15 protein-coding genes are annotated in these 19,856 nt (G+C 66.6%); 5 read left to right on the forward strand and 10 right to left on the reverse strand.

From position 1 onward, the window contains the following. Positions 1–223 precede the first annotated feature (223 nt). From OHA17_RS08105 to OHA17_RS08130, 6 genes are all read right to left on the reverse strand, one after another. Complete coding sequence (locus tag OHA17_RS08105) at positions 224–1,123, reverse strand: hypothetical protein (RefSeq protein ID WP_406505352.1); 900 nt, start codon at positions 1,121–1,123, stop codon at positions 224–226. Positions 1,124–1,344: 221 nt separating this feature from the next. After that, a complete protein-coding gene (locus OHA17_RS08110) occupies positions 1,345–2,196 on the reverse strand; it encodes a hypothetical protein (protein ID WP_406505354.1) in 852 nt (283 codons plus the stop codon). Next, entirely contained in the window at positions 2,193–4,208 is a 2,016-nt protein-coding gene (locus OHA17_RS08115; protein ID WP_406505356.1) for a hypothetical protein, read from the reverse strand. The genes OHA17_RS08110 and OHA17_RS08115 overlap by 4 nt, the downstream gene beginning before the upstream one ends. Continuing rightward, complete coding sequence (locus OHA17_RS08120; protein ID WP_406505358.1) at positions 4,205–4,606, reverse strand: DUF6507 family protein; 402 nt, start codon at positions 4,604–4,606, stop codon at positions 4,205–4,207. The genes OHA17_RS08115 and OHA17_RS08120 overlap by 4 nt, the downstream gene beginning before the upstream one ends. Before the next feature lie 569 nt (positions 4,607–5,175). Then, positions 5,176–5,568, reverse strand: a complete 393-nt coding sequence (locus tag OHA17_RS08125) for a GNAT family N-acetyltransferase (protein ID WP_406505360.1) — start codon at positions 5,566–5,568, stop codon at positions 5,176–5,178. Continuing rightward, positions 5,565–5,717 carry a hypothetical protein gene (locus OHA17_RS08130; RefSeq protein WP_406505362.1) on the reverse strand — a complete coding sequence of 51 codons (153 nt, stop codon included), beginning with the start codon at positions 5,715–5,717 and terminating at the stop codon, positions 5,565–5,567. The genes OHA17_RS08125 and OHA17_RS08130 overlap by 4 nt, the downstream gene beginning before the upstream one ends. Positions 5,718–6,421: 704 nt before the next feature. On the opposite strand from OHA17_RS08130, the gene OHA17_RS08135 reads away from it, so the two are divergent. The 3 genes from OHA17_RS08135 (at position 6,422) to OHA17_RS08145 (ending at position 12,438) form a co-directional block, all read left to right on the forward strand. Further along, complete coding sequence (locus OHA17_RS08135; protein WP_406505364.1) at positions 6,422–10,942, forward strand: ricin-type beta-trefoil lectin domain protein; 4,521 nt, start codon at positions 6,422–6,424, stop codon at positions 10,940–10,942. A 72-nt stretch (positions 10,943–11,014) separates the two neighbouring features. Beyond that, the gene (locus tag OHA17_RS08140; RefSeq protein ID WP_406505366.1) at positions 11,015–11,428 is read left to right on the forward strand and encodes a hypothetical protein; all 414 of its coding nucleotides are present in this window, start codon (positions 11,015–11,017) and stop codon (positions 11,426–11,428) included. Between the two features lie 644 nt (positions 11,429–12,072). Continuing rightward, entirely contained in the window at positions 12,073–12,438 is a 366-nt protein-coding gene (locus OHA17_RS08145; protein ID WP_406505368.1) for a hypothetical protein, read from the forward strand. A gap of 35 nt (positions 12,439–12,473) precedes the next feature. On the opposite strand, the gene OHA17_RS08150 is transcribed toward OHA17_RS08145, so the two are convergent. Further along, positions 12,474–13,349: a hypothetical protein gene (locus OHA17_RS08150; RefSeq protein ID WP_406505370.1), complete on the reverse strand. Its 876-nt coding sequence runs from the start codon at positions 13,347–13,349 to the stop codon at positions 12,474–12,476. Beyond that, entirely contained in the window at positions 13,346–14,869 is a 1,524-nt protein-coding gene (locus tag OHA17_RS08155; RefSeq protein ID WP_406505372.1) for a phenylacetate--CoA ligase family protein, read from the reverse strand. Before OHA17_RS08155 ends, OHA17_RS08150 begins: the two co-directional genes overlap by 4 nt. Positions 14,870–15,129: 260 nt before the next feature. On the opposite strand from OHA17_RS08155, the gene OHA17_RS08160 reads away from it, so the two are divergent. Beyond that, the gene (locus OHA17_RS08160; RefSeq protein ID WP_406505374.1) at positions 15,130–16,149 is read left to right on the forward strand and encodes a LuxR C-terminal-related transcriptional regulator; all 1,020 of its coding nucleotides are present in this window, start codon (positions 15,130–15,132) and stop codon (positions 16,147–16,149) included. A 621-nt stretch (positions 16,150–16,770) separates the two neighbouring features. Beyond that, positions 16,771–16,929: a hypothetical protein gene (locus OHA17_RS08165; RefSeq protein WP_406505376.1), complete on the forward strand. Its 159-nt coding sequence runs from the start codon at positions 16,771–16,773 to the stop codon at positions 16,927–16,929. A 457-nt stretch (positions 16,930–17,386) separates the two neighbouring features. Here OHA17_RS08165 and OHA17_RS08170 read toward each other — a convergent pair. Beyond that, positions 17,387–18,555, reverse strand: a protein-coding gene (locus tag OHA17_RS08170) for an IS3 family transposase (protein WP_406505378.1) whose coding sequence is annotated in 2 segments (ribosomal slippage) — positions 17,387–18,303 and positions 18,303–18,555 — 1,170 coding nt in all. Because the reading frame shifts where the segments join, the coding sequence is not laid out codon by codon here. Then, positions 18,539–19,066: an Arm DNA-binding domain-containing protein gene (locus OHA17_RS08175; RefSeq protein WP_406505380.1), complete on the reverse strand. Its 528-nt coding sequence runs from the start codon at positions 19,064–19,066 to the stop codon at positions 18,539–18,541. The genes OHA17_RS08170 and OHA17_RS08175 overlap by 17 nt, the downstream gene beginning before the upstream one ends. Positions 19,067–19,856: the final 790 nt, after the last annotated feature.

The following is a 19,856-nucleotide window of genomic DNA, read 5'->3' on the forward strand; positions in this document are numbered from 1 at the left end:
GGGCTCTTCCGGTCGGTGGGCGTCGTCGCTCACAGAGGGCTGGACAAGTTGGTGGTGGCTGCCGCGGCGGATGAGGATGCGGCGGCCGGGCGGTTGAAGAAGGCTGGGGGCATGTCGGCCTCCGGTGCGGTCACCGGTCACGTATGCCCGCCGCCCTGATGTCCGTGGACAGAGGACATTAGGGGGAGGGCATCGATCCGTGAGCGAACCGCTTGAGTGCGCTTCATTCCCGCCCTGAAAGGTCCTGGAGGTCCTCCAGCGAATCAGCCGTCCGCAACGAACCCGAGGCGACAGCGCCACCCCGTGAATCTGCGCGTGGCAGGGTCAGTTCATGCAGTGCCCGCGTCGGGGACAGGCCGCGCGCCTTCGCCTCGCCGAGGCGCCCCAACCACTCGACGGCGGCATCGAGCGCCGCCTCGCCCATGGGAGTGCGCGGTTCGTATCCAGCGGCCTCGTCGGACGCGGATACCCACAAATACCCGATGGCTGTTCCACCGCTGGCAACTTCGAAGAAGTTGACCGGCGATTCGGTGACAATGTCGAACTGTGAAGCGCCGTCTGGCAGTTGCTCCAGGAGCCGGTCCGCCCTCCCGGGAACTTCGAACATGTACCAGAAGTCCAGCAGATCCGGGTCTTCATCGGGGAGAGCGTCGAACCCCTCCTCCGACGGAACGCCGAATGAGGTGGTGTCCCCGGGGACCACGTCGGCATCGAGGAGGCGTGTGATGCCGGTGAGCGCGGATGCGAGACGCGGTGCGTTCTCCTCTTGCACCCCCGGTTGTCTGTATCCGCGAAGATCGTGCGACATCCAGGCATCGCCGAAGGTGCGAAGCGTCGCGGTTTCCGCGCCACTTGCCCAGGCATCGACAGTGACCATGAAGAGCCTCTCCACCCGGTGGGGAACGCCTTCACGCAGAACGACACCGGGAATGGACAGATCCACCGACACCAGCGACGCCACCTCAGGGTCCACCAGGCGCAAGACGTGGGCCAGTTCGGTATCAGCCGGAAGGTCCGCCGTCGCCGGGACGCGTAGCGCACGCCGGATGACGGTCGTCGTACCGCTGATCCCGTCCCGTACGGAGATGTCGCACAGGGCATCGTGATCGACGGCGAGGCCCACGCTCCTCAAGACCAACCATCCACGGAGGGCCTGTCGCGCGCAACGCGTCGCCAAGTCGCTGCCGGACGGTGGGCTCTTGGTCTCCCAGGACCAGCTACCGACGGGGAGCGTTGTGATCAAAGCGCACCTCCTGCATCGGCCTCTGCGCCCGCCGGACCACGATGGACTCGGCAACTCGTACCGCAAAGAGGTACGCCACCGTGGGTGATGGACACCGGCGTTCATGCACTCCACGGAGCGTCTACGGGGTACCGATGCCAGTACCACGGCAAGAGGGCCAGATCCTTGATGCTTCCCTGAAGATCGCTGGACAGTGCGCTCCCTCCGTCGTCGATGGTCAGATCGCGGTAGACAGCATCCAGTTGGCTCACGAGTGCTTCGAGTCGGCGCCGCTTGGCCTCTGGGACGTCACGCAACTTCGATTCCAGCTGCGACCGGTATTCCAGGTCCTCCTGGTACAGGCGGGCCGAATACCAGCCGTCCGGAGGCCAGTTCGTGCTCATGCGAATCCCCAGCCTCTCCCACATCACGAGAAGGCTCCGAATGTTCCCGAGGTCGTCGGCCGTACCGGGCGGTACCGCAGCGTCAGTGAGAGGGGTTGGAATCTGGTAAGCGCGTACGACCTCGGGCAGGTGCGTGACGGTGAGGTGAGGGAAACCTGGTACTGGAGCTTGTGCTGCTTCGACTGCAAACCCGGACTTGTTGTCGTCGAGTTCCGTTGTGCGAGCGAGCGTCGTGCTGCCGTCCGGCAGGGCAACCGTGCGAATCCAGGGGAGACCGCCGTCCCACGAGAAGAACACCGGGATCCCGAGGCGCTGGGCCAGGAGCGACGCCAACTGCGCTTCCGAGGGGTGCTGCTCGACCTCAGCTGCGGCGTAGATGCCGAGCGACCACGTCAAGTCCCCGTCGAGGCGCTCGTATTCACAGGTGACGATCGCGTCCCAGTTCCGGTTTTCCAGTTCGGAACTGTCTGAAACGTCGGTCTGGGCTACCTCGACACGGAAGGTCTCGGCAAGGATCGCGGGCAGACGGTCGAGGATTTCCCCTTCGGGGAGCAGAAGGCCGTACATCATCCGTAGTGCTTCCTGTACAGCGCGTACATTTCGATCGCCTTTTCCACGGCTTGAGGGTTTTCACGGAACTGAGGGGCCTTGCTGAACATTTTCTCTACCTTGCTCATGTCTCCGTTTGCCTGCATGATCGCCTTGAGTGCCGTGTACTCAGCCCGGTTCATTTCGACAAGCCCAGGCCCGTCCACAGGGAAGATTCTGCCGCTGGGCTCGACAGCGTACCTTCTGCCGTTGATCTTGTAGCGGTGAGTTGCAGGGTCGAACTCGGCCCGCCCCTGGGCAATACCCGCAATGTCCTCCCGGACCTTGTCCCGTGTCTCCGGCAGGATCACGGTGTTCTCGGAGTCCGGAGAGCCTTTGCGCACGCCCACGAGCTCATGCCGATAGTTGGGGTAGAGCAGGGTCTGTCCACGGGCCGGCCCAGCGATGTCATCGCCGGCCTTCCACTCCTTCTGCGGACCGGGCTGATGGCCCTCGGACGCCCCGCCGCTCCTCCCCGAACCGCTGCCGGAACCAGATCCGCTTCCACCGCCCGAATGCGATCCCGACGAGGGTTCTCCGTGCCCATGATGAGACTCTGCTCCGGCATGGCCGTCATGAGTGGGCTTGTGCTCGGACGAGCCACCACCATCGTGGTTCGCATGCGGTGAGGACCCGTCACCCGCATGAGCGTGGGCCTCGGGTGCGCGTCCGCCGACGCCGACGAGTTCGTGTTCGTGGGCCGGTGTGGTGGCGGGGGTGCGCTGGTCGGCTGGGAGCTCGTGCGGGGCGGGCTTGGTGTTGGGGATCCCGTCCTTGCTGATGGTGAACTGGCCATCGCCGACGTGGAGTTTGGAGCCGCCCTTCAGGTCGATGATGCTGTGCACGCCATTGGCTTCGGAGGTCACCTTGGTGACGGCGGCGATGCTCTTGGCGAGCTCGGAGACCTTGGGCAGGGCACGGACACCGGTACCGACGACCTTCGCGGTCGCGCCGATCGGGTCGAGGACCTCGCCCACCTTGGACAGCACGCCTGCCGTGCGGGCGGCAACAGAAGCGGCCTCGCCGACCCTGCCCGCCGCGCCCGCCTTCGAGGCAGCGCCCAAGGGCCCGGAGGCGAAGGTGAGGACGTTGAAGACGACGGTGCTGGCTGCCTTGTCCGGGTTGGTCTTCCAGTCGTCCCAGGCCACCAACGACTTGGCGAACGCCTTGGCGTAGGGGCGTCCTTCCGGCCCGATCTGGTCCACCGGGCGATTGCCGTCCGGGTCGCGCAGGTAGTCCACGGCCCCGACGATCGTCAAGGTCAGGCCCTTGCGGGTGTCCTGCCCCTTCTGGCCGGGGCGGAACATGTCGACGAAGCCGGTGGCCGCGCCCTTGATGTTCTCGCCCAGGCCCTCGCCGAACTGCTGGAGGTGCCAGTCGATCCCGAAGGGCAGGTGGGAATAGTGCTCCGGGGTGCCCCAGGGGAGCTTGGCGTCCCCGTCGAGCTGCCCCTCGCTGAAACCGTAGGGATTGCTCTGCTTGGGGCTGCCGTTTGCAAGATGCCACTGAGTTCCGTGCACCACGGCGGTGATCCTGTCGGCGGCCGCCACTTCGGCGTCCTGGAAGGCCCGCACGGTGGCCGCCACCTCGTGCATCAGCGCGTTGTGGGTAGCCATCTTGGCTTTGTCGTGGTGCCACTTGGGGTCGATGTCGCCCTGCCCCTGGACGGATGCGACGAACGCGGCGGCCTCGAAGCGCAGCCGCTCCAGCTTGTCCACCAGCGGCCGGATCTCGGAGGCATAGGTCTCCAGGGCGCCGGCCACCGTCTCCAGCTTCGAGGCAAAGCCGGCGGCGGTGTCGTGCACGCCCTGAGTGGTCTGGAACAGATACTCGGCCTCGGGCGCCCGGTAGACGCTGCTCAGGTGCCGGAAGCGGGTGTTGACGTCACCGCCGCGCTCGCGGATGATCTGCGCGGCCTTCCGCAACCGGCCGACCTCAACCTCCACCGCCCCGACGTCACCGGTGTAGGTGGGCACCTTGTCCGGGCTGATCACTTCCCGGCCCCCTTCTTCCGCGCCGCCTCCAGCACCGCAGCGACATCCGGCGCCCGCTCGGCCTGGCGCTGCGCGTCCGACGCCTGCTCCAGCGCCCCGCGCTGATAGCAGTTCGTCGCCTCGACCGCACCGTTGATCGAGTTACTGGTCCGCAACGGCAGGAACACCACATCGGTCTCGGTGCCCTGCATGAACTCACTCAGCGCGACAGCCACCAGGCCCGCCTGACCGCTGCCGTGCCTGGCCCCGCCACTGAAGTCCAAGGTGCCCACGGACAAGGCCGCGGCCTCCACGCCCTTGCCGTACAGCGCGATGCCGTCATGCAGGCCACGCTCGGCCTCCTGCACCCGCGACAGCACCGAACCCACCCCGGCCGGATCGATGTCCCACCCCGTCACGCCAACCCCCGCAATCCGTGTAACCCGCCCACTCCGCAGCCCGCTTCCCTCCCCCACCCGCCATCGAGCCGGCGGGACGGACGTTCCAGCCACGCTATCGATCGCAGTGCGGGCCTTCGACAGGGCAGTGCGAGGCCGTTGCTCCCCAGTACTACTTGCCCGCCAAACAGACCCGCCGCCTGAACAAGCAGGCCGATCAGCGTGCCCACATCACCGCTGGAGCCCTGCGTGGACGCGTCAAGCGTCGACAGCGCCGGTTCACCCATGTCGAGCTTCCCGCGCGTCCCACCCCGCGGATATCGGTCAACGTGGCCGTGTGCCGGACGCGTTGATCACCAATCACTGTGTGATCAGGTATCACTCACGCCTCGCAGCTGCCTGACAGCCTCCCCCAACAACGTTGCATGCGCAACGCAGATGAGGGCCTCGTGGCCTGATCCGGCCCACGAGGGTCCGAAGTTGCGCCACCCCTGCAGCTCGGCCCGCGCGACACCCCCGCCGACACCGACATTACGGCCGCTGCACCCTGGCCACCCCGGACCACAGCTGCTGTGGCGAATGGCGTGAACTCATAGCGGGGCGAGGAGCATGAGGATCTCGTCACGGTCGCTGCCTGCGGCGAAGCGGAGGGCGCCTGGCCACCGGCCGACTTCCTTCCAGCCGAGCCGCCCGTAGAAGTCCTCCAAACCAACGCCGCCGCGGGCGGCCAGATGCAGCTGCTCCAGGCCCATCTCATCCCTGGCGACCCTGCGCACTTCATGCATGAGGGCACGGCCGACACCGCGTCCGCGTACGGCGGTACGGGTCTGGACGTGGTGGAGAGTGCCCCAGTGCGCGACCAGCTCGAAACGGTCGCGACGGACGTTGAGCCAGCCGGCGAGTTCCCCATCCACGGTCGCCGTCAGGAGTCGACTGGTCTCGGGGGAAAGCAGGTCGACGACGCGTTCGAGGGCCGGAGTCACCGTGGCGGCATCGACAGGGGGAAGGGAAAGCCAGCCGCGCCGCCCGCGTTGGTGACCTCGACCCAGCACTCGGCGAGGGCATATCGGAGCTGAGAGGTGACGTCGCCAGGCGAGGTGAACTGCTGAAAGGTGAAAGCGTCGGCGGTCATCCCGAGAGCATGGCACCCACCTCTGACAGTCCAGGGCGCCGGGTGAAGAACCGGGCTCCGCATCCATCCCCGCGGACGCGGAGGTGTTCCGGCTCCTGGAACGCTGGCAACGACGCCAGCGGGTCATGCCCCGTCGCGGTGGGGGTGTTTCATACGCGAACGATGCGGCGGGCGTTGCTTCGTCAGCCCTCCTCGCGAACGCGAGGTGTTGCCTACCGTCGGGGACTGAAAATGATGCAGGGCGGGACCCCCGAGATCACGCCAGTTCCCGAGGGGGGTCAAGCACCCGGAGGCACTGGACAACCGGTTCCGCTTCACATCATCTTCACAGGCTTTGCCTAGCATGTGCGTGCCTCTGGCCTATTCCGGAACCCCCCTCGTCCGGCAGCAAGAGGCGAGGGGTTTTCAACATATTCCCTGTTCCGCCCTCACATCGTCTGCCTAGGGTGGGCGCTCGCATGCACAGAATCTTCACCAATGCCTGTGCGCGCGACTCATACGGCGGTCGGGGGGCGCCGCCCAGGGGAGGCTCGTGTCGTCATGGTGCCGTGGCTGCATGGCATGCACCTCTGTCGGTGCGGTGAGTCCCTGATGCGTGGTCAAGCAACTGGCTCTGCCCGTTCTTGGCTGGCTCCCGGCTGTCGTCCTCACAGGTGTGAACGACGACGTAAGGAAGTTCAGTGCGCTCCAGTCCATGGTCCCGTATGCCGGGATCACGAAGATCAACGGTTCTGACTTCGGTCATAACGTCCGTCACTGCGCTGGCTGTTGCTGCCGGGCTCACTATCCAGCCGGGGTCGCTCGACCTCGGCCGGGACGAGGTCAGCCTGGTCGCTGATTCCTACGACGGCTACGACGCCACGGCTGCTGAGCAGCTGCGTGCGGATCAGTGCGTGGCGACGTATGCGCTACGCAAGGGCGGCAGCAACATGTTCGCCCTGGCGCAGGGGGCAGTCAGCTCACCGCCCGACCAGCTTCACCAGAAGCTGCGGCGGGACATCATGGACGGCAAGACCCCGCTGCACCAGGCGCAGAACGCGGACACTGGCAGCAGTGATCAGTGGCTCAAGAAGGTCAGCGACGAAGAGTATGCGTGGTCCACCTCCATCGGCGGCCTGGCCTCCTTTCCGGGCGTTTCGTCGGGGACGATTGCCATCGTCGACCAGACCGGGCTGCGCCCTTGGCTGTATCAGGCGTATTCGGGCGGGCAGGAGTTGTTCTCCCCGTGGTTCGACCTCTCGCCCACTGCGGATGACAAGACGAAGGCTGCCGCGCTGGCGATCGGCGATCAGCAGTACGTCTCGGGTGGCACGCCGCAGGAGCAGCAGGCGTGGGTGCTGTGGAAGAAGAACTCCGGGAAGATCGAGCCCAATCAGTACTTCGTTCCCCGGGTGTTCGCCGATGACGCCCGTATCTTCCTGTCCTCCGGCGGCTTCCCCCGCACGGCCCCGGCTCCGGGGACGGCGGAGTTCCGTATCGCGGTCGAGGACCTGAAGGCCCGTTTCGCCTCCTGTAACTGGCATGACCCGATAGACCCGAACCGAGTGTTGGGCAAGGAAGTAGCTCAGGCGCACGCCGAGTGGCAGCAGGAGATCGTCGGCCAGGCAACGCAGCGCAACCAGATCCTCAGCGCCAGCACGGACGCCACGAAGGCCCTGCAAGAGGGCTCGTTCAGCCTGACCAGGCTCCTGGGGCAGTCATGGATCGCTGACAACGTCACGCGGTGGCAGGACTACTGGGCGCCTGGAGGCGCCGGGTGGGTCGGTGACGCTCCCGCGGTGATCCAAGTGCACGCGGCCCAAGGCAAGTGCCTGGACGTCGAGGGCGGCAGCAGAGCCAACGGCGCCGCCGTCCAGCTGTATACATGCAACGGATCATCTGCTCAGGACTGGCAGCTCACCGCTAACGGCTCCCACTATGAGCTCCGCAACTCCAGTGGACCCGGAATCGATCTCCTCGCCAAGTGCCTTGATGTGGCGGGTGGCAAGACCGACGACCGCACGAAGATCCAGGTCTACCAGTGCAATAGCACACCGGCCCAGCAGTGGGACTTCAACCTGCGTGCCACCACGCCGATCAAGAACGTGGGCGCAGGCAAGTGTCTGGATCTGAACAACTTCGTCGAGGGCAGGGACACGTGGCTGTGGCCGTGCACCGGTACTGCGGGCCAGCAGTTCGACGTCAAGCCCACCGGTCACCGCAATTCCGACCAACCGAACCAGGCTCAGTTCGACAAGGCCAAGAGCATCCTCACGGGAGCGCAGAGCGCGGCGAAGCAGCAACTGGCGGTCCTCCGCGGCCAGCTCGCTACCGCGCAGAAGGCTGCCACCGCCTCGGATGCCGCTGAGCAGGCCGCCTACACGATCGCCGACGCGGCTGGCGCGCCGCGCGGCCGTGGGCTGCTGGTCGGTCAGCAGAAGGACCAGGTCACCAAGGGTACGGTCGCAGCCCTCCAGGCGATGGTGGCGGCTGCCGAAACCGCTGAGGCCGCCACCCGCGCCTCCGCGGCGGACAGCCAGACCATTACTCAGCGCGCTCTCGCCCAAGCCGCGCAGGTGCAGACCGAGTTCCGCAAGAAGGCCGCCGAGACGGCCGAGTTGCAGGCCAAGGCCGCAGCTGACGCGGCGAAGATCCACCGGGACAACGCGAAGAAGGACAAGGAGACGGCGGAGGCCAAGCTCGCCGACACCTTGAAGGCCGAGGCCAGCGCGAAGGCGGCCGCTGCCGACGCGCACGCCAAGCGCCTGGCGGCGGAGGCCGAGTCGGCAACGGCGAAGGCGGAGAAGGAGAACGCCCTCGCCAAGCAGGCTGAGGCCGCCCAGCACAAGCAGAACGCCCAGACCGAAGCGGGCAAGGCCAAGGACGCGAAGGACAAGGCGGGAGTCTCCGAAGCAACAGCCGTCGATAAGAAGAACGCGGCGGTCACGGCACGCGACAATGCCAAGGCCAAGCGGGACGATGCCTGGGACGCTCAGCAGAAGGCTGATGCAGCTCGTGCCAAGGCCGACGCGTTGGAGGCATACGCTCAGGCTGCCGCATCCGATGACGCGGCCAAGGCGTCCCGGGCAGCGGCCGATGAAGCGGCCAAGCACGCGGATGCCGCCGAGGCAGCCGCAGGCCGGGCGCGTTCTGAGGCCGACGCTGCCTCTACCGCTGCTGCGGACGCTGATGCTGCGGCCACCCGGGCCGAAGCAGCCGCCAAACGGGCCCGCGCCGATGCGGACGGCGCCCAGGCCGCGAAGGTGAAGGCCGATGCGGCGGTGACGACCGCGACCAGCGCCGAAGCCGACGCGATCGCGGCATCCCAGCACGCGTCCGCCGAAGCCAACATCGCCGTCAAGCTCGCCGACGAGGCGGAGGAGAAGGCCAAGACCGCCAAGTCGGAGGCGGACGCAGCGAGCAAGGAAGTCCCCAAGGCGGTTGAGGCGGCGGCGAAGGCCGCCGGTTATGCGCACATCACCGCGCAGGCCGCCGAGGATGCCGGCCACGCCGCGTCACAGGTGGTCAAGCCGGCCAACGACGCGATCGAGCTCGGGTCCCCCTACATCACCACCGACTCGGCAGCCGGCCTGGTCGTGCTGGCCGGGCAGGGCGCCAAGACGATCGCCGAGCAGCAGAAGGCGGTCGCCGAAGCCCACGCGAAGAACGCCCAGGAGGAAGCGGCCACCGCCCAGGCTCTCGTCGAGCAAGCCAAGGCGGACACGAAGGAGGCATACCAGCACGCGGCCAACGCCGCCCGCTACGCGGCCAACGCCGCCCGCTACGCCGCCGACGCGCGCGGCTACGCCACCGAAGCCCTCGGTTACGCATCTGATGCCGCCACCGCCGCGTCCAAGGCCGCCGACTCACTGGCCCGCACCGTCGAGTACGACCGCCAGGCCACCGAAGACGCAGCCGCCGCCAACACCGCAGCCGGCCAAGCAGAGGGCTACGCCAAGGAAGCCCGCACCGCGGCCGACCAGGCAGCCCTCGACGCGAATGCCGCACACGCGGCAGCAGCCCAAGCCACCCAGGACGCCAAGGACGCCCGCGCCGCAGCCGACCGCGCCAACACCGCAGCGACCGAAGCCGAACAGGCCGCGAAAGACGCCGACAAGTTCGCCAAGGAAGCCCAGGACGCTGCCGACCAGACCACGACGAAGGGCAACAACGACCAGATCACAGCCGGAGCCAACACCGGCGTCGGCAACGTCTTCTACGTCCTCGATCACATCGAGCAGATCGGCGAACCCGAGGACGTCAAGAAGGACAACTGCAACATCATCATCCACACCGGTGACTGCACGATCACGGCGACGATCCACTTCAACGCGTTCGTCGACCTGTACATGTGCACCGCCGAGGGCATGCCCGCAACCAAGTCCGGGTGCCCGGCCTCAGCCACGACCTACCTCGGCCCCAAGACACTCCTCGACCTGAAAGACACAGTCACCCACACCCTCACGATGACCCAGTTCAACTCGGGCATCGACCCCATCAAGATCCTCCTCGGCGACTTCATCGAATGCGCCAAGAAGATCCTGCCCGGCAACGACGGCGGCAGCTGGACAGGATGCGCCTGGGCCGCCAGCTGGTTCGTCGGCGGCAAAGCACTCACCGCCATCGCCGACGCCCTCCACGCCCTCAACGCCTCCCTCAAGACAGGCATCGGCTTCACCGACGCCTGGAACGGCCTCCGCTCCCTCGGCCTCACCGAAGAAGCACTCGCCGGCATCGGCACCAAGGCACTCAGGGAGCTTGGCGAGAGGTGCGCCACTGCAGGCGCTCGCACCGCCGCGTTCACCATCGCGGTTCGTGCCGTAGGTGGCGGCGGAGGATACTGCAAGTGGCTGGAGTTGGGCGGCCCCGGCACCTGGATAACCGAGACAGAAAGCATGAGTGCGACTGATCGCGCATATGAGCAGAGGGTGACCAACGGAGTCCCGTCCGGCATCTCATACAAGGTTCCCGCAGATTTCAGACCCAGTGGATTCGTCAAATTTGACGGGTACCAGAACGGTAAGCTGCTCGACGCGAAGAACCAGAATCTCGAAAAGCTCATCGGTAGCGACGGGAAGCTCAAACCGTTTGTCACAGAGCCGATCAAGCAGGCCAGAGACCAGTCCCAAGCAGCGAAGGGGGTTCCCATCGTCTGGTACGTGTCTGACGAGAAGACCGCCACTGCCTTCAAATACATGATGGCCGACAACAACATCACAGGCATTACCGTCATATTCCAGCCATAGAATACGGTCCGACGGGTGTGCCGCCACGCCAAAGCGGGGGCACACCCGTCCCCCCCCCGGGGAGGAAGTACGATGAGTCACGAACTGTGGATCCATAAATTCGCCGAGGGCGAGCCCGTAGCACCCGACATGGATGTGATTCGAGCGGTTCTGCAACCTCACTCTGTCAGCTCGCGTCCACCGATAGTCCGTGACGATGGAAGCATGGCGATCTGGATCCGTGCCGACGACGGCGGCGACGCCGAGTTGATCGCCAGTGACAGCGGCATTCTGGTCGACCGCCCGGCGGGTGGCCAAATCCTCGGCATCATCGCTGAACTGGTCACACAGCTCGGAGCGGTGATCATCGACCCGAGAGATGGCATGTTCATCTGCCGAGACGAAGAGCGCGCCCACCTTCCCGCAGAGTTTCAACAGGATGCCGTTGTCATCGAAATGACAGGTCCGGCTGTCCAAGACGCCACAACGGGGCCAGGCCGTCACTAAAAGGATCCCTGATGGGCGATCCCCCCTCCCCGCAAAGGGTTCGATCATCTGCTACTGGAATTACTAAAAGAAGGAATATGGATACTCATCGAAAAGCCGTGTATCCGCATGTGACCGCTTTCGGTGGCCTTGGACCGGCCGAAGCAGGCAGCGACGCTACGCGGATGCGACACCAGACTTCCACCCTGGGGCCACCGACCGCACCGCTATCGAAACGATAAGTCCTCCAGGGTCAAGGTCGCCTAAACGCCACCCGCTCTGCGGGATATAGGGGCCGCACGCAACTCGACGACTGTCGCCGAGCGCGAGCTTTGACGCAAGAGCGGAAAACGACATATCGACTGCCCCTGCGGGCCCTTAGTCTTTGTCGGCAACAGATAAAAGGGTGTCCGCAGTGAGCGGCGTGAGGCGGATGGAAGAACCCTTCCCTTTGATCGCGCCGCTCCGTACCGTCACCACACAGCGTCCGCCCGCGCGAGGCATTCCCGCAGCGTTGTCTCCGGCCACGGAGATCGAGAAGCTTACGTCCCCTGCTGTCCCAGACCAGCCCGCCCGGCAGAACCGGTGGACCGCGACGACAGGGCCCACCAACTGCCGGAAGGCGTATGAGACAACGCCGCCTCAGCGCCCACCCTGGAATTCAAGTGAGTTTCGATATTTTCGTGTGCCGGTTTATTGATGCCGAGCAAGTTTCTCTGGAAAAGAAGACTATTCATGACGTACTCGACGCGCACGTGACGGAACGCGACCCCGAGCACCTGGAGGAGGTGCGGGCCTCCCTGACCGAGGCCGTCCGCACCATGACGTCGGGCGGGCCAGGCCGCGTAGCGAGGACCGGGGGCGGCGCTGCGTGGGGAAGCGCTGCACACGCCGGGACGCCGGTCGTGCGCTCGCGCGCGACCGGCGTCCCTTGCCCCGTGAGAACCATCCCGGTGGAGCAGACGGATCGGATGGATCAGGTGGCGCCGTGGGCGCCGAAGCCCACCGCCGCCAGCGTGGAGAGCGCGTAACGGAGGTAGCTGAGGTTGGCCTTCATCATGGTCGTTCACCTCCCTTCGGTGACCGGGTTGCGGGTGCGCGGGGTGAGCGGCTCGGCCCGCAGGTACTGCCGGGTCGGCCGTTCGACGCCGCGGGTCAGTCGCCAGTACAGGTACTGGGCGACGATCACGGGGCCGAGGAAGACCATGACGGGGATGGTGTGCCCGATGGCGTCCCTGGCGATGAGGACGAAGATGAGTGCGGTGGTGGCGAGCCCGGCCAGCAGTGCGCTCAGCCCGGCCGTCCTGCCGTACGCCTTGCGCATCACGAGCGGGAAGAGGGAGAGGAGGAGCAGGTCTCCGAGCCCGATGAGGAAGCTCGTGGGGACGTCCTCCAGGCCCCAGCCCACCAGCGGGAAGAGCGGAAGCTTGGTGAGTTTCACGAACAGCTGGAGCGTCACCGAGAACTGCCAGGTCACGAGGGCGTCATAGCCGGTGAGCACCGCGGCGAACACCGCCGCGTGCGCCGCCTTCAGGCCGCTCTGCGCCCAGAGGTTGGCCACGCCGATCACGACGATCACCATGATCGCGTCATTGGTCAGCAGGAACGCCTCGTTCCGTACGCCCACGGTCAGGCCGAGCACCAGGTCCGCCGCGATCAGCGCGAGGCACACGGTCCACAGGGGCCTGCGCCCCACGACGGGTTCGAGCGCGACTTGTAGGGCGCCGATGGTGAGGAGCGCGAGCAGGACCACCACGACCGCGATCGGCAGTTCCATGTAGAGGAGGGGGATCAGGACGAGCCCCGCCATCGCCACCATCACGTCCGCGAGGTTGATGACGCCGAACGGAGGCCGCGCGATGCGGTGCCGCCGGAAGTACCACCAGCTCCCGACCGTGGCCAGCAGCGTGAAAGCGGCCACCACGAGCATCGACTGGATCACGGTCGCCCCCTTCGCCCCGCAGCAGCGGACTTCTCCGACGCCGTCACCAACGCCGTCACCGCCGACGCCACCGCGGGCGCGGCCCTGGCGAAGTCCCCTTCCCGCAGGTCACAGCGGAGCGGGAGCGGGTGCAGCAGTTCGTCCTGGCTCTGTACGACCCTGAGCTCGGCGAGGGGCACGCCTTGGCGCTCCAGCGCGACGCCGATCTCGGCCCTGAGCCCGGGGCCGTCCGGGGCCATGACCTCGACCACGACCCCGCCCCGCGCCCGCCAGAAGCCGAACCGGGCGGGCAGCGGCACTCCGCCGACCGACTCCAGCGCCTCCACGACGGGCCGCACGAAGGTCCAGCCGTCGTCATGGCCCACGGCCTGGCGTCGTTTACCGAGGAGCTGGGCGAGCGCGGGCAGCCGGCTCATGGCGCAGTCCGGCGGGTGCACCATGGTCTGGACCACGTCCTCGGTGTCGTACCGCAGGAGCAGCGTGGTGTCGCGGAACGGCGGCAGCGGGGTGCCGACCAGCACGCCGGGCTCCCCGTCGGCGACCGGGAGACAGCGGCCGTGGAGGTCCAGCACTTCGACGAGGCAGGTGGCGGGCTCGTAGTGGACGTGCCCTCTCTCGCACCGGATGCCGCCGAAGGGCACCAGCTCGGTCAGCGCGTAGTTCTCGTCGAACTCGAGCTCGCCGAAGACCTCTTGGGCGCGTCGGCGCAGGCCGGGCGTGAGGATCTCGCCCCCGACCAGGATCCGTTCGAGACCGAAGTCAGCGGGTCCGTAGCCGAGTCCACGCGCGGTCTCCACCAGGAGTGCGAGGTAGGACGGGTGGGCGGTCAGCACGCTGATACGGGAGGTGTGCCCGGGAATCGGATGGTGCTCGGCCAGCGTGGCGAGCGTCTGCTCGGGGGCGATCATGCCGCCGATGCGCACCACCGCTCCCACGGCTGCGGCGGCGAATGCCGTGGCGTGGGCGGCGATGCGGTTGCGCGGGCTGATCCCGAGCAGGATCTGGTCCTCGGGGCGGAACGTCTGCGACTGGAAGTGCGCGAGCGCGGCTAGCGTGGCCATGAGGTGGAGTTCGTCGTCAGAGAGCCACACCATTGTGGCCCGTCCAGTCGTCCCCGTCGTCGAGCATCCGTGGGCGGGGGACGCGCCCTTCCGCACGAAGGCGGAGGGATCGTCGCGCAGCGCCTGCTTGGACGTGACGGGGATCGCCGAGAGGGAGTCGTGGTCGACGGCGGCCGGGTCGATTCCACTGCGCCGGAACACCTCCGCGTAGAAGTCGGTCTCCCGTGCGGCCCGCAGGGCCTGGGTGCGCAGGCGTCGCCCCTGCACCAGCCGCCGCGTCTGGGGGTCGAGCGCCGCGCCGCCGAGCAGGTCGTCGTCTTCGGCGGCGGCGACCGCGCCGAACTCCCGCTGAGCCGCCCGCATTCCGTCGAGCAACCGGTCGAGCGACCGGCGGTGGAACGGTCTGCCGAACGTCATCGACGTGCCGAACCTCGCGGCGGCGATCGCGCTCACGAACATGGAACCGCCCTCCTCTCACCTCGTGTCGGCCCCGCCGCTGACTGCTGGCTGCTGGCTCGTGACCTCAACTGTGGAGGGCGGAGGAAGAGCTCGGTATCCCAAGATTCAGGGATAGCAGGCCAGTTGACCCCGGCACTCACCCCGTCCTCATGCTCTGTCCGGCGGCAGGAGAAGTGGGAAATACCCGGATTTGGCGGGGTGGTGTGTGCCAGACTCGGCGCATGACCACGGGGGTGGGTTCATTGAGTTCAGTCGGTACGGTGAGTCGCTCGGCGCCGGAAGCGGCGGCGCGGGTCGGCAGCGTCACGGAACTGGGCGGCGAGCTCTCGCGCCAGCTGAGCCGAGTGGTGCCGCACGACGGGTATCTGCTCACCGGCTACGACCCCATCACCGGCGCGCGGTGCTTCCTCGCCTGCGAGAACGACTACGACACGCGCGCGCGACGCCGCATGGACTTCGAGAACGCCCTCGGCAGGACCCGCAGCCCCGTCGCGGAGCTCATCCACGGCAGCTGCCCGGCCCTCGTGCTGGGGGCCGGGGCCCAGGACGAGGGGCCGCAGGCGCGAAGGCTGCACCGCCTCATGGCCGCCGACAGCTACGGCAGCGAGCTGTGCATCGCGCTCACCCAACGCGGTGTCGCCTGGGGCGCGTTGGTCCTGCTGCGCGAGCGGGAGTCGAGGCCGTTCTCGCCGACCGAGGCCGCACGCGCCGCAGAGCTGGCCCAGCCGCTGGCGCAGGCCGTGAAGCGATATGTGACAAGCAAGCCGCTACGGCCCCGGACCGGCGCGTTTCCGCCCATCGTCGCGGTCATCGACGGCGACGACCAGATCGCCGGGGCTACTTCGGCAGGGCTCGCCCTGCGCACGGTGCTGCCCGGCGTCTACCCCACGCGCCCCGCCGGCGGCAAGGAGACGTTCGGCTTCGTCTGGCACATCGCCTACACCGCGCGGCGCACGGCCGCACCGGCACTCACCCGCGCCCCCACCGCCGCGGGCTGGTTCTCCCTCCAGGCGCAGCCCCTCGAAGGGGCGACGCCCGGCGCGGTGGTGGTGACCCTCCAACCCGCCCCGGCCACCGACCTGTTGCCCGCGCTCGCCCAGTGGTACGGCATCTCGGTCCGCGAGCGCACGGTCATCGAGCAGGCCCTCGAAGGACAGGCCGTCAAACAGATCGCCCGCCGCCTCGCCCTGTCGCCGCACACGGTCAACGACCACTTCAAGGCGATCTACCGCAAGACCGGCGTGACCAGCCGGGAAGAGCTGATCGCCTGCCTGGCCTAGCGGTGGTTTGTTGGACCGGGCATCACCGCAGGCCAATGTCCTCGACATGTTCGATATCGGCAGGCACGGTATCCCCCCTCCACCGCAGTCCAGCATCATGGTCAGCTCACCGCCACACTTGATCCCTTCCGGATCCAACAAACCACCGGTAGCTGATGGTTTTGATGCCGTCCCAAAGTCGTGCAGCGGACACCGAGTCGGTGGGAGGTCCTCGTGCCGCGTGGAGCCCGTGCTGCACACGTTTCAGGGGTCCCTATCGTCGGTTCGTCGGCCGCAGACTGTCGCTGGTCAGTAGGGTCCACTCATGAGCGACGCAGTTGACGCAGACGAGCTGTTGAGGCGCATTCGGCACGCCAGGGATTGGGCCCTGGCCCAAGAGGACAAATGCCGAGCCAAGACAGAAGCGGCAGAGGACGCAGGAGAAAGGCTATTCCTGCAAGATCAGGCTCGGGTCCTCAACACGGTGCGGGCGGTACTTGACGAGATCGTGGAGCCCGGCAAGCACGAAGGGGAGTAACCACCCGATGTCGTCGTTGCCCTGATGGCAGCCACTCACCAGCCATACGGGCGCCGTTGTTCCAGCTCCTGGCTCGCCGTCCGCCCGTACCAGTGGTGGACGCGATGTGTCGTCGAGTGCCGGCCACCGAGGAGCGCCGTCGGGACGGCCAGGACCACGAGGTGCGCCGGGGTGCGTGGATGTCCAACCCGAAGACCCACCGCGACAAGCCGAACGTCGAGCAACTCGCCCAGCTCACCGAGTCCGGCACCGACTGGACGTAGGAAGCCGGGTGACCTGCCCCGGGGAGACTCGATGGCCCGGGGGGGGCAGGGTTGGAAGAGCGCGCAGGAGGCCCAGGTCAGGACACCCCCGGGACCCTTGCGCGTGAGAGGCCGGCCGGGGCGAAATCTGCTGTACGGCCCGCGCGGCATGAGGTCATCACCCGGCGGGGTGAACTCGCGCACCGGCCCGCTTGGTCCGGGATGCGCCGGGCAGCATGAGGGCGGGCCCGGAGGGAACGGCGACCCGACTCGATCGCAGTCGCTCTCATGGCGGTCGCGAGAGCCCTCCGGGCCCATTGACGCCCGACCCGTCGCCCCCCGTCAGCACATCGAACAGATCACCATCGACGGGCAGGACCACGAAGTACGGCTCGGGGTGTGGGTCACCAACCGGAAAAGCCGCGGCGGTGGGAACTGAGGTGCCCTGCAGTTCTCGGACAGCGGTCGTGAGGGTTTCCTACGCTGCGGCCTGCAACTCTTCGTATTCGGCGTGAGCTTCTGAGGGAGTCTTGTAGCCGAGTCCGGAGTGGAGGCGCTTTCGATTGTAAAATATCTCGATGTAGCGGACGATCGCCCGATGGGCATGTGCACGCGTCGGGAACGCAGTTCGGTGGACCAGCTCGTTCTTGAGGGCGCCGAAAAATGATTCTGCCATCGCATTGTCCCAGCAGACTCCAGTGCGACCGGCCGACGCTCTGAGCTTCAAGGAGCTGAGTTTACTTCGGAGTTCGCGAGAAGTGTACTGACTGCCCCTGTCTGAATGGAAGATGCAGCCCTCCGAGAGGTCTAGATTCCGGGCTGCCATGTCGAGTGCATCCGAGATGAGGGAGGTCTTCATGTGGTCGGCCATAGCCCAGCCGGCCACGGCTTTGGTGTGGCAGTCGATGATGGTCGCGAGGTAGAGGAATCCTTCCCAGGTATGTATGTAAGTGATATCGCTGACCAGTTTTCGGCCTGGTGCCTTCGCAGTGAAGTCACGGGAGACCAGATCGGGCGTTGCTGGCGCCGTATCGTCTGCGATCGTCGTGACCCGCCATGGCCGTGGCTGGCACGGGACCAGCTCCAGCTCGCGCATCAGCGCACGGACCAGCTCGGGTCCGGCCTGCACGTTCATCCGCTGGAGCGCCGCGTGGACGCGCCTATAACCGTACGTTTCGTGTGAGTCCGTGAAGACCTGGCGGATGGTGGCCTTGAGTGCCGTGCGGCGCTCAGCGGTGGCCGACAACGGCCGTGACCGCCAGTGGTAGAAGCCCGATTTGGATACTCCCGCCCAGTCGCACATCCGCTGAACCGGATAGGTGCCGGACTCGCCGTCGATGAACTCGTACTTCTCCGTCACCGGTATTCCTGAGCGAAGAAGGCCGCCGCTTTTCCCAGGAACTCGGTCTTCATCCGAAGTTCCCGGTTCTCCCGCTCCAACTCCCGCAGGCGGGCGCGTTCGCTGATGTTCAGAGGGGGTTCCTCCCCGGCGTGCTCTTGCCGGTACCGGCTGACCCAGGTGCCCAGGGTTCCCTCGTTCACTTGCATCTCTCGGGCGACCTCGGCGATCGGGCGGGACTCCACGACCACCATCTTGACCGCCTCGTCCCGAAATTCAGGACTGAACTTCTTACGCTTCTGTGCCACGTGCTCTCTCCGCCGTTCTGGACTTCGATCCTATGGGGACCGCTGTCCGAGAACTTCGGGGCGCCTCACATTCTACTGAGGTCACCCCTAGACCGGGGCCAGCCTTCGTGGCACGTACGCGGCCCTCACGAAGCGCCCACTGCATCCATGCTTCGACATCGTCCTCGGTGAGCTCTTGGAGCCGGATGTGCCCAAGCCTGCCCCGGACACGGTCCAGGGTCACCCTGTAGGTGGAGATCGTGGTTTCTTCCAGGTCTTCCGTCTTCTTGGCAAGCCACTGATCGAGCCACTCGTTCACGGTCATCTTGCTGCGCGACACGAACGCCCCATTGTGGCGACGGACCGAAATACGTGCGTACTCAGCCTGCGCCTCCTTGAGCGTCCCGAGGGTACGGGTCAGCTGCTTGCGCTTCCCGGTGACCGGGTCAGTCCCGACGTCGACCACAAACCGGTACCGGACCTGGCCCTTCGCGTTCGGCGGCAGCTTCTTGATCGGTTGAGACAGGATCACTCACTCTCCTTGAGGGCGTGGAAACTCCACATTGGCGGCGCCATCGCTGCCTTTCAGCGAAGGGACACCGCAGTCATCAGGGCAGCAGACAACAGCGCTCGCCTCGTCCAGCGGTTGCGTCGCTGCCTGCTTCGTCCGCTACGGCCTTACTGCCAAGCACAGCCGCGTGCGAACACCCTCAATACTCGGGACGATCCCCGGTTTCGCTAACCGGGGATCGTCTGCTATGTATCGCCCTACACGACGAGACCTTGCCCGTCGCAGTCATAGCGACCTCCTTCAGGAGGCCGCCTGGCAGCACCGCAGGACAGGGAAGGCAGAGCGCGCGTCGAACCCAATCAACCCGTCGCCGGTGACCCACTCGAGGGCGCAGGTCGCAACGCATATTGAAGTACCAACGACGCGGGTATCGCACCGCGTTGCCATCGCGGAATGCAACACTCAGCCTCACCCACTCATGTATTTCACGGCGAGCGCACTACTACGCGTGCAAGACAGAGGTCCGCCCTTGAACGTCTCCCCGCTGCCAGCACTGATGCTGTCAGCCAGAGCCGCCGGCGATCTGCCCATGACCATCAGGCTTCAGCAACCTGGATCAAGATCGCGAAGGACTCGTCGATCCACCCGACAACCAAACCCACCCGCCTCGCCGATACTGGCTCGGCGAGAGATAGCCAACGGCTTCCAGAGCCCCCGGCTCCGTCGAAATCGGTGACCGCATGGACTCCTCGATCGGCCTCACCGACCCGTCACACGTCAACGAGTTCGGCGGGGCGCAAGAGGAGCCTGG

The sequence above is a fragment of the Streptomyces sp. NBC_00212 genome (assembly GCF_045206365.1).
Classification (GTDB): domain Bacteria; phylum Actinomycetota; class Actinomycetes; order Streptomycetales; family Streptomycetaceae; genus Streptomyces.

What these genes read in the sequence shown, in the direction of transcription:
- OHA17_RS08110 (WP_406505354.1), bottom strand. Translation starts at nt 2,196, where the DNA reads ATGATGTACGGCCTTCTGCTCCCCGAAGGGGAAATCCTCGACCGTCTG.
- OHA17_RS08130 (WP_406505362.1), bottom strand. Translation starts at nt 5,717, where the DNA reads ATGACCGCCGACGCTTTCACCTTTCAGCAGTTCACCTCGCCTGGCGAC.
- OHA17_RS08135 (WP_406505364.1), top strand. Translation starts at nt 6,422, where the DNA reads ATGCCGGGATCACGAAGATCAACGGTTCTGACTTCGGTCATAACGTCC.
- OHA17_RS08140 (WP_406505366.1), top strand. Translation starts at nt 11,015, where the DNA reads ATGAGTCACGAACTGTGGATCCATAAATTCGCCGAGGGCGAGCCCGTA.
- OHA17_RS08155 (WP_406505372.1), bottom strand. Translation starts at nt 14,869, where the DNA reads ATGTTCGTGAGCGCGATCGCCGCCGCGAGGTTCGGCACGTCGATGACG.
- OHA17_RS08165 (WP_406505376.1), top strand. Translation starts at nt 16,771, where the DNA reads ATGTGTCGTCGAGTGCCGGCCACCGAGGAGCGCCGTCGGGACGGCCAG.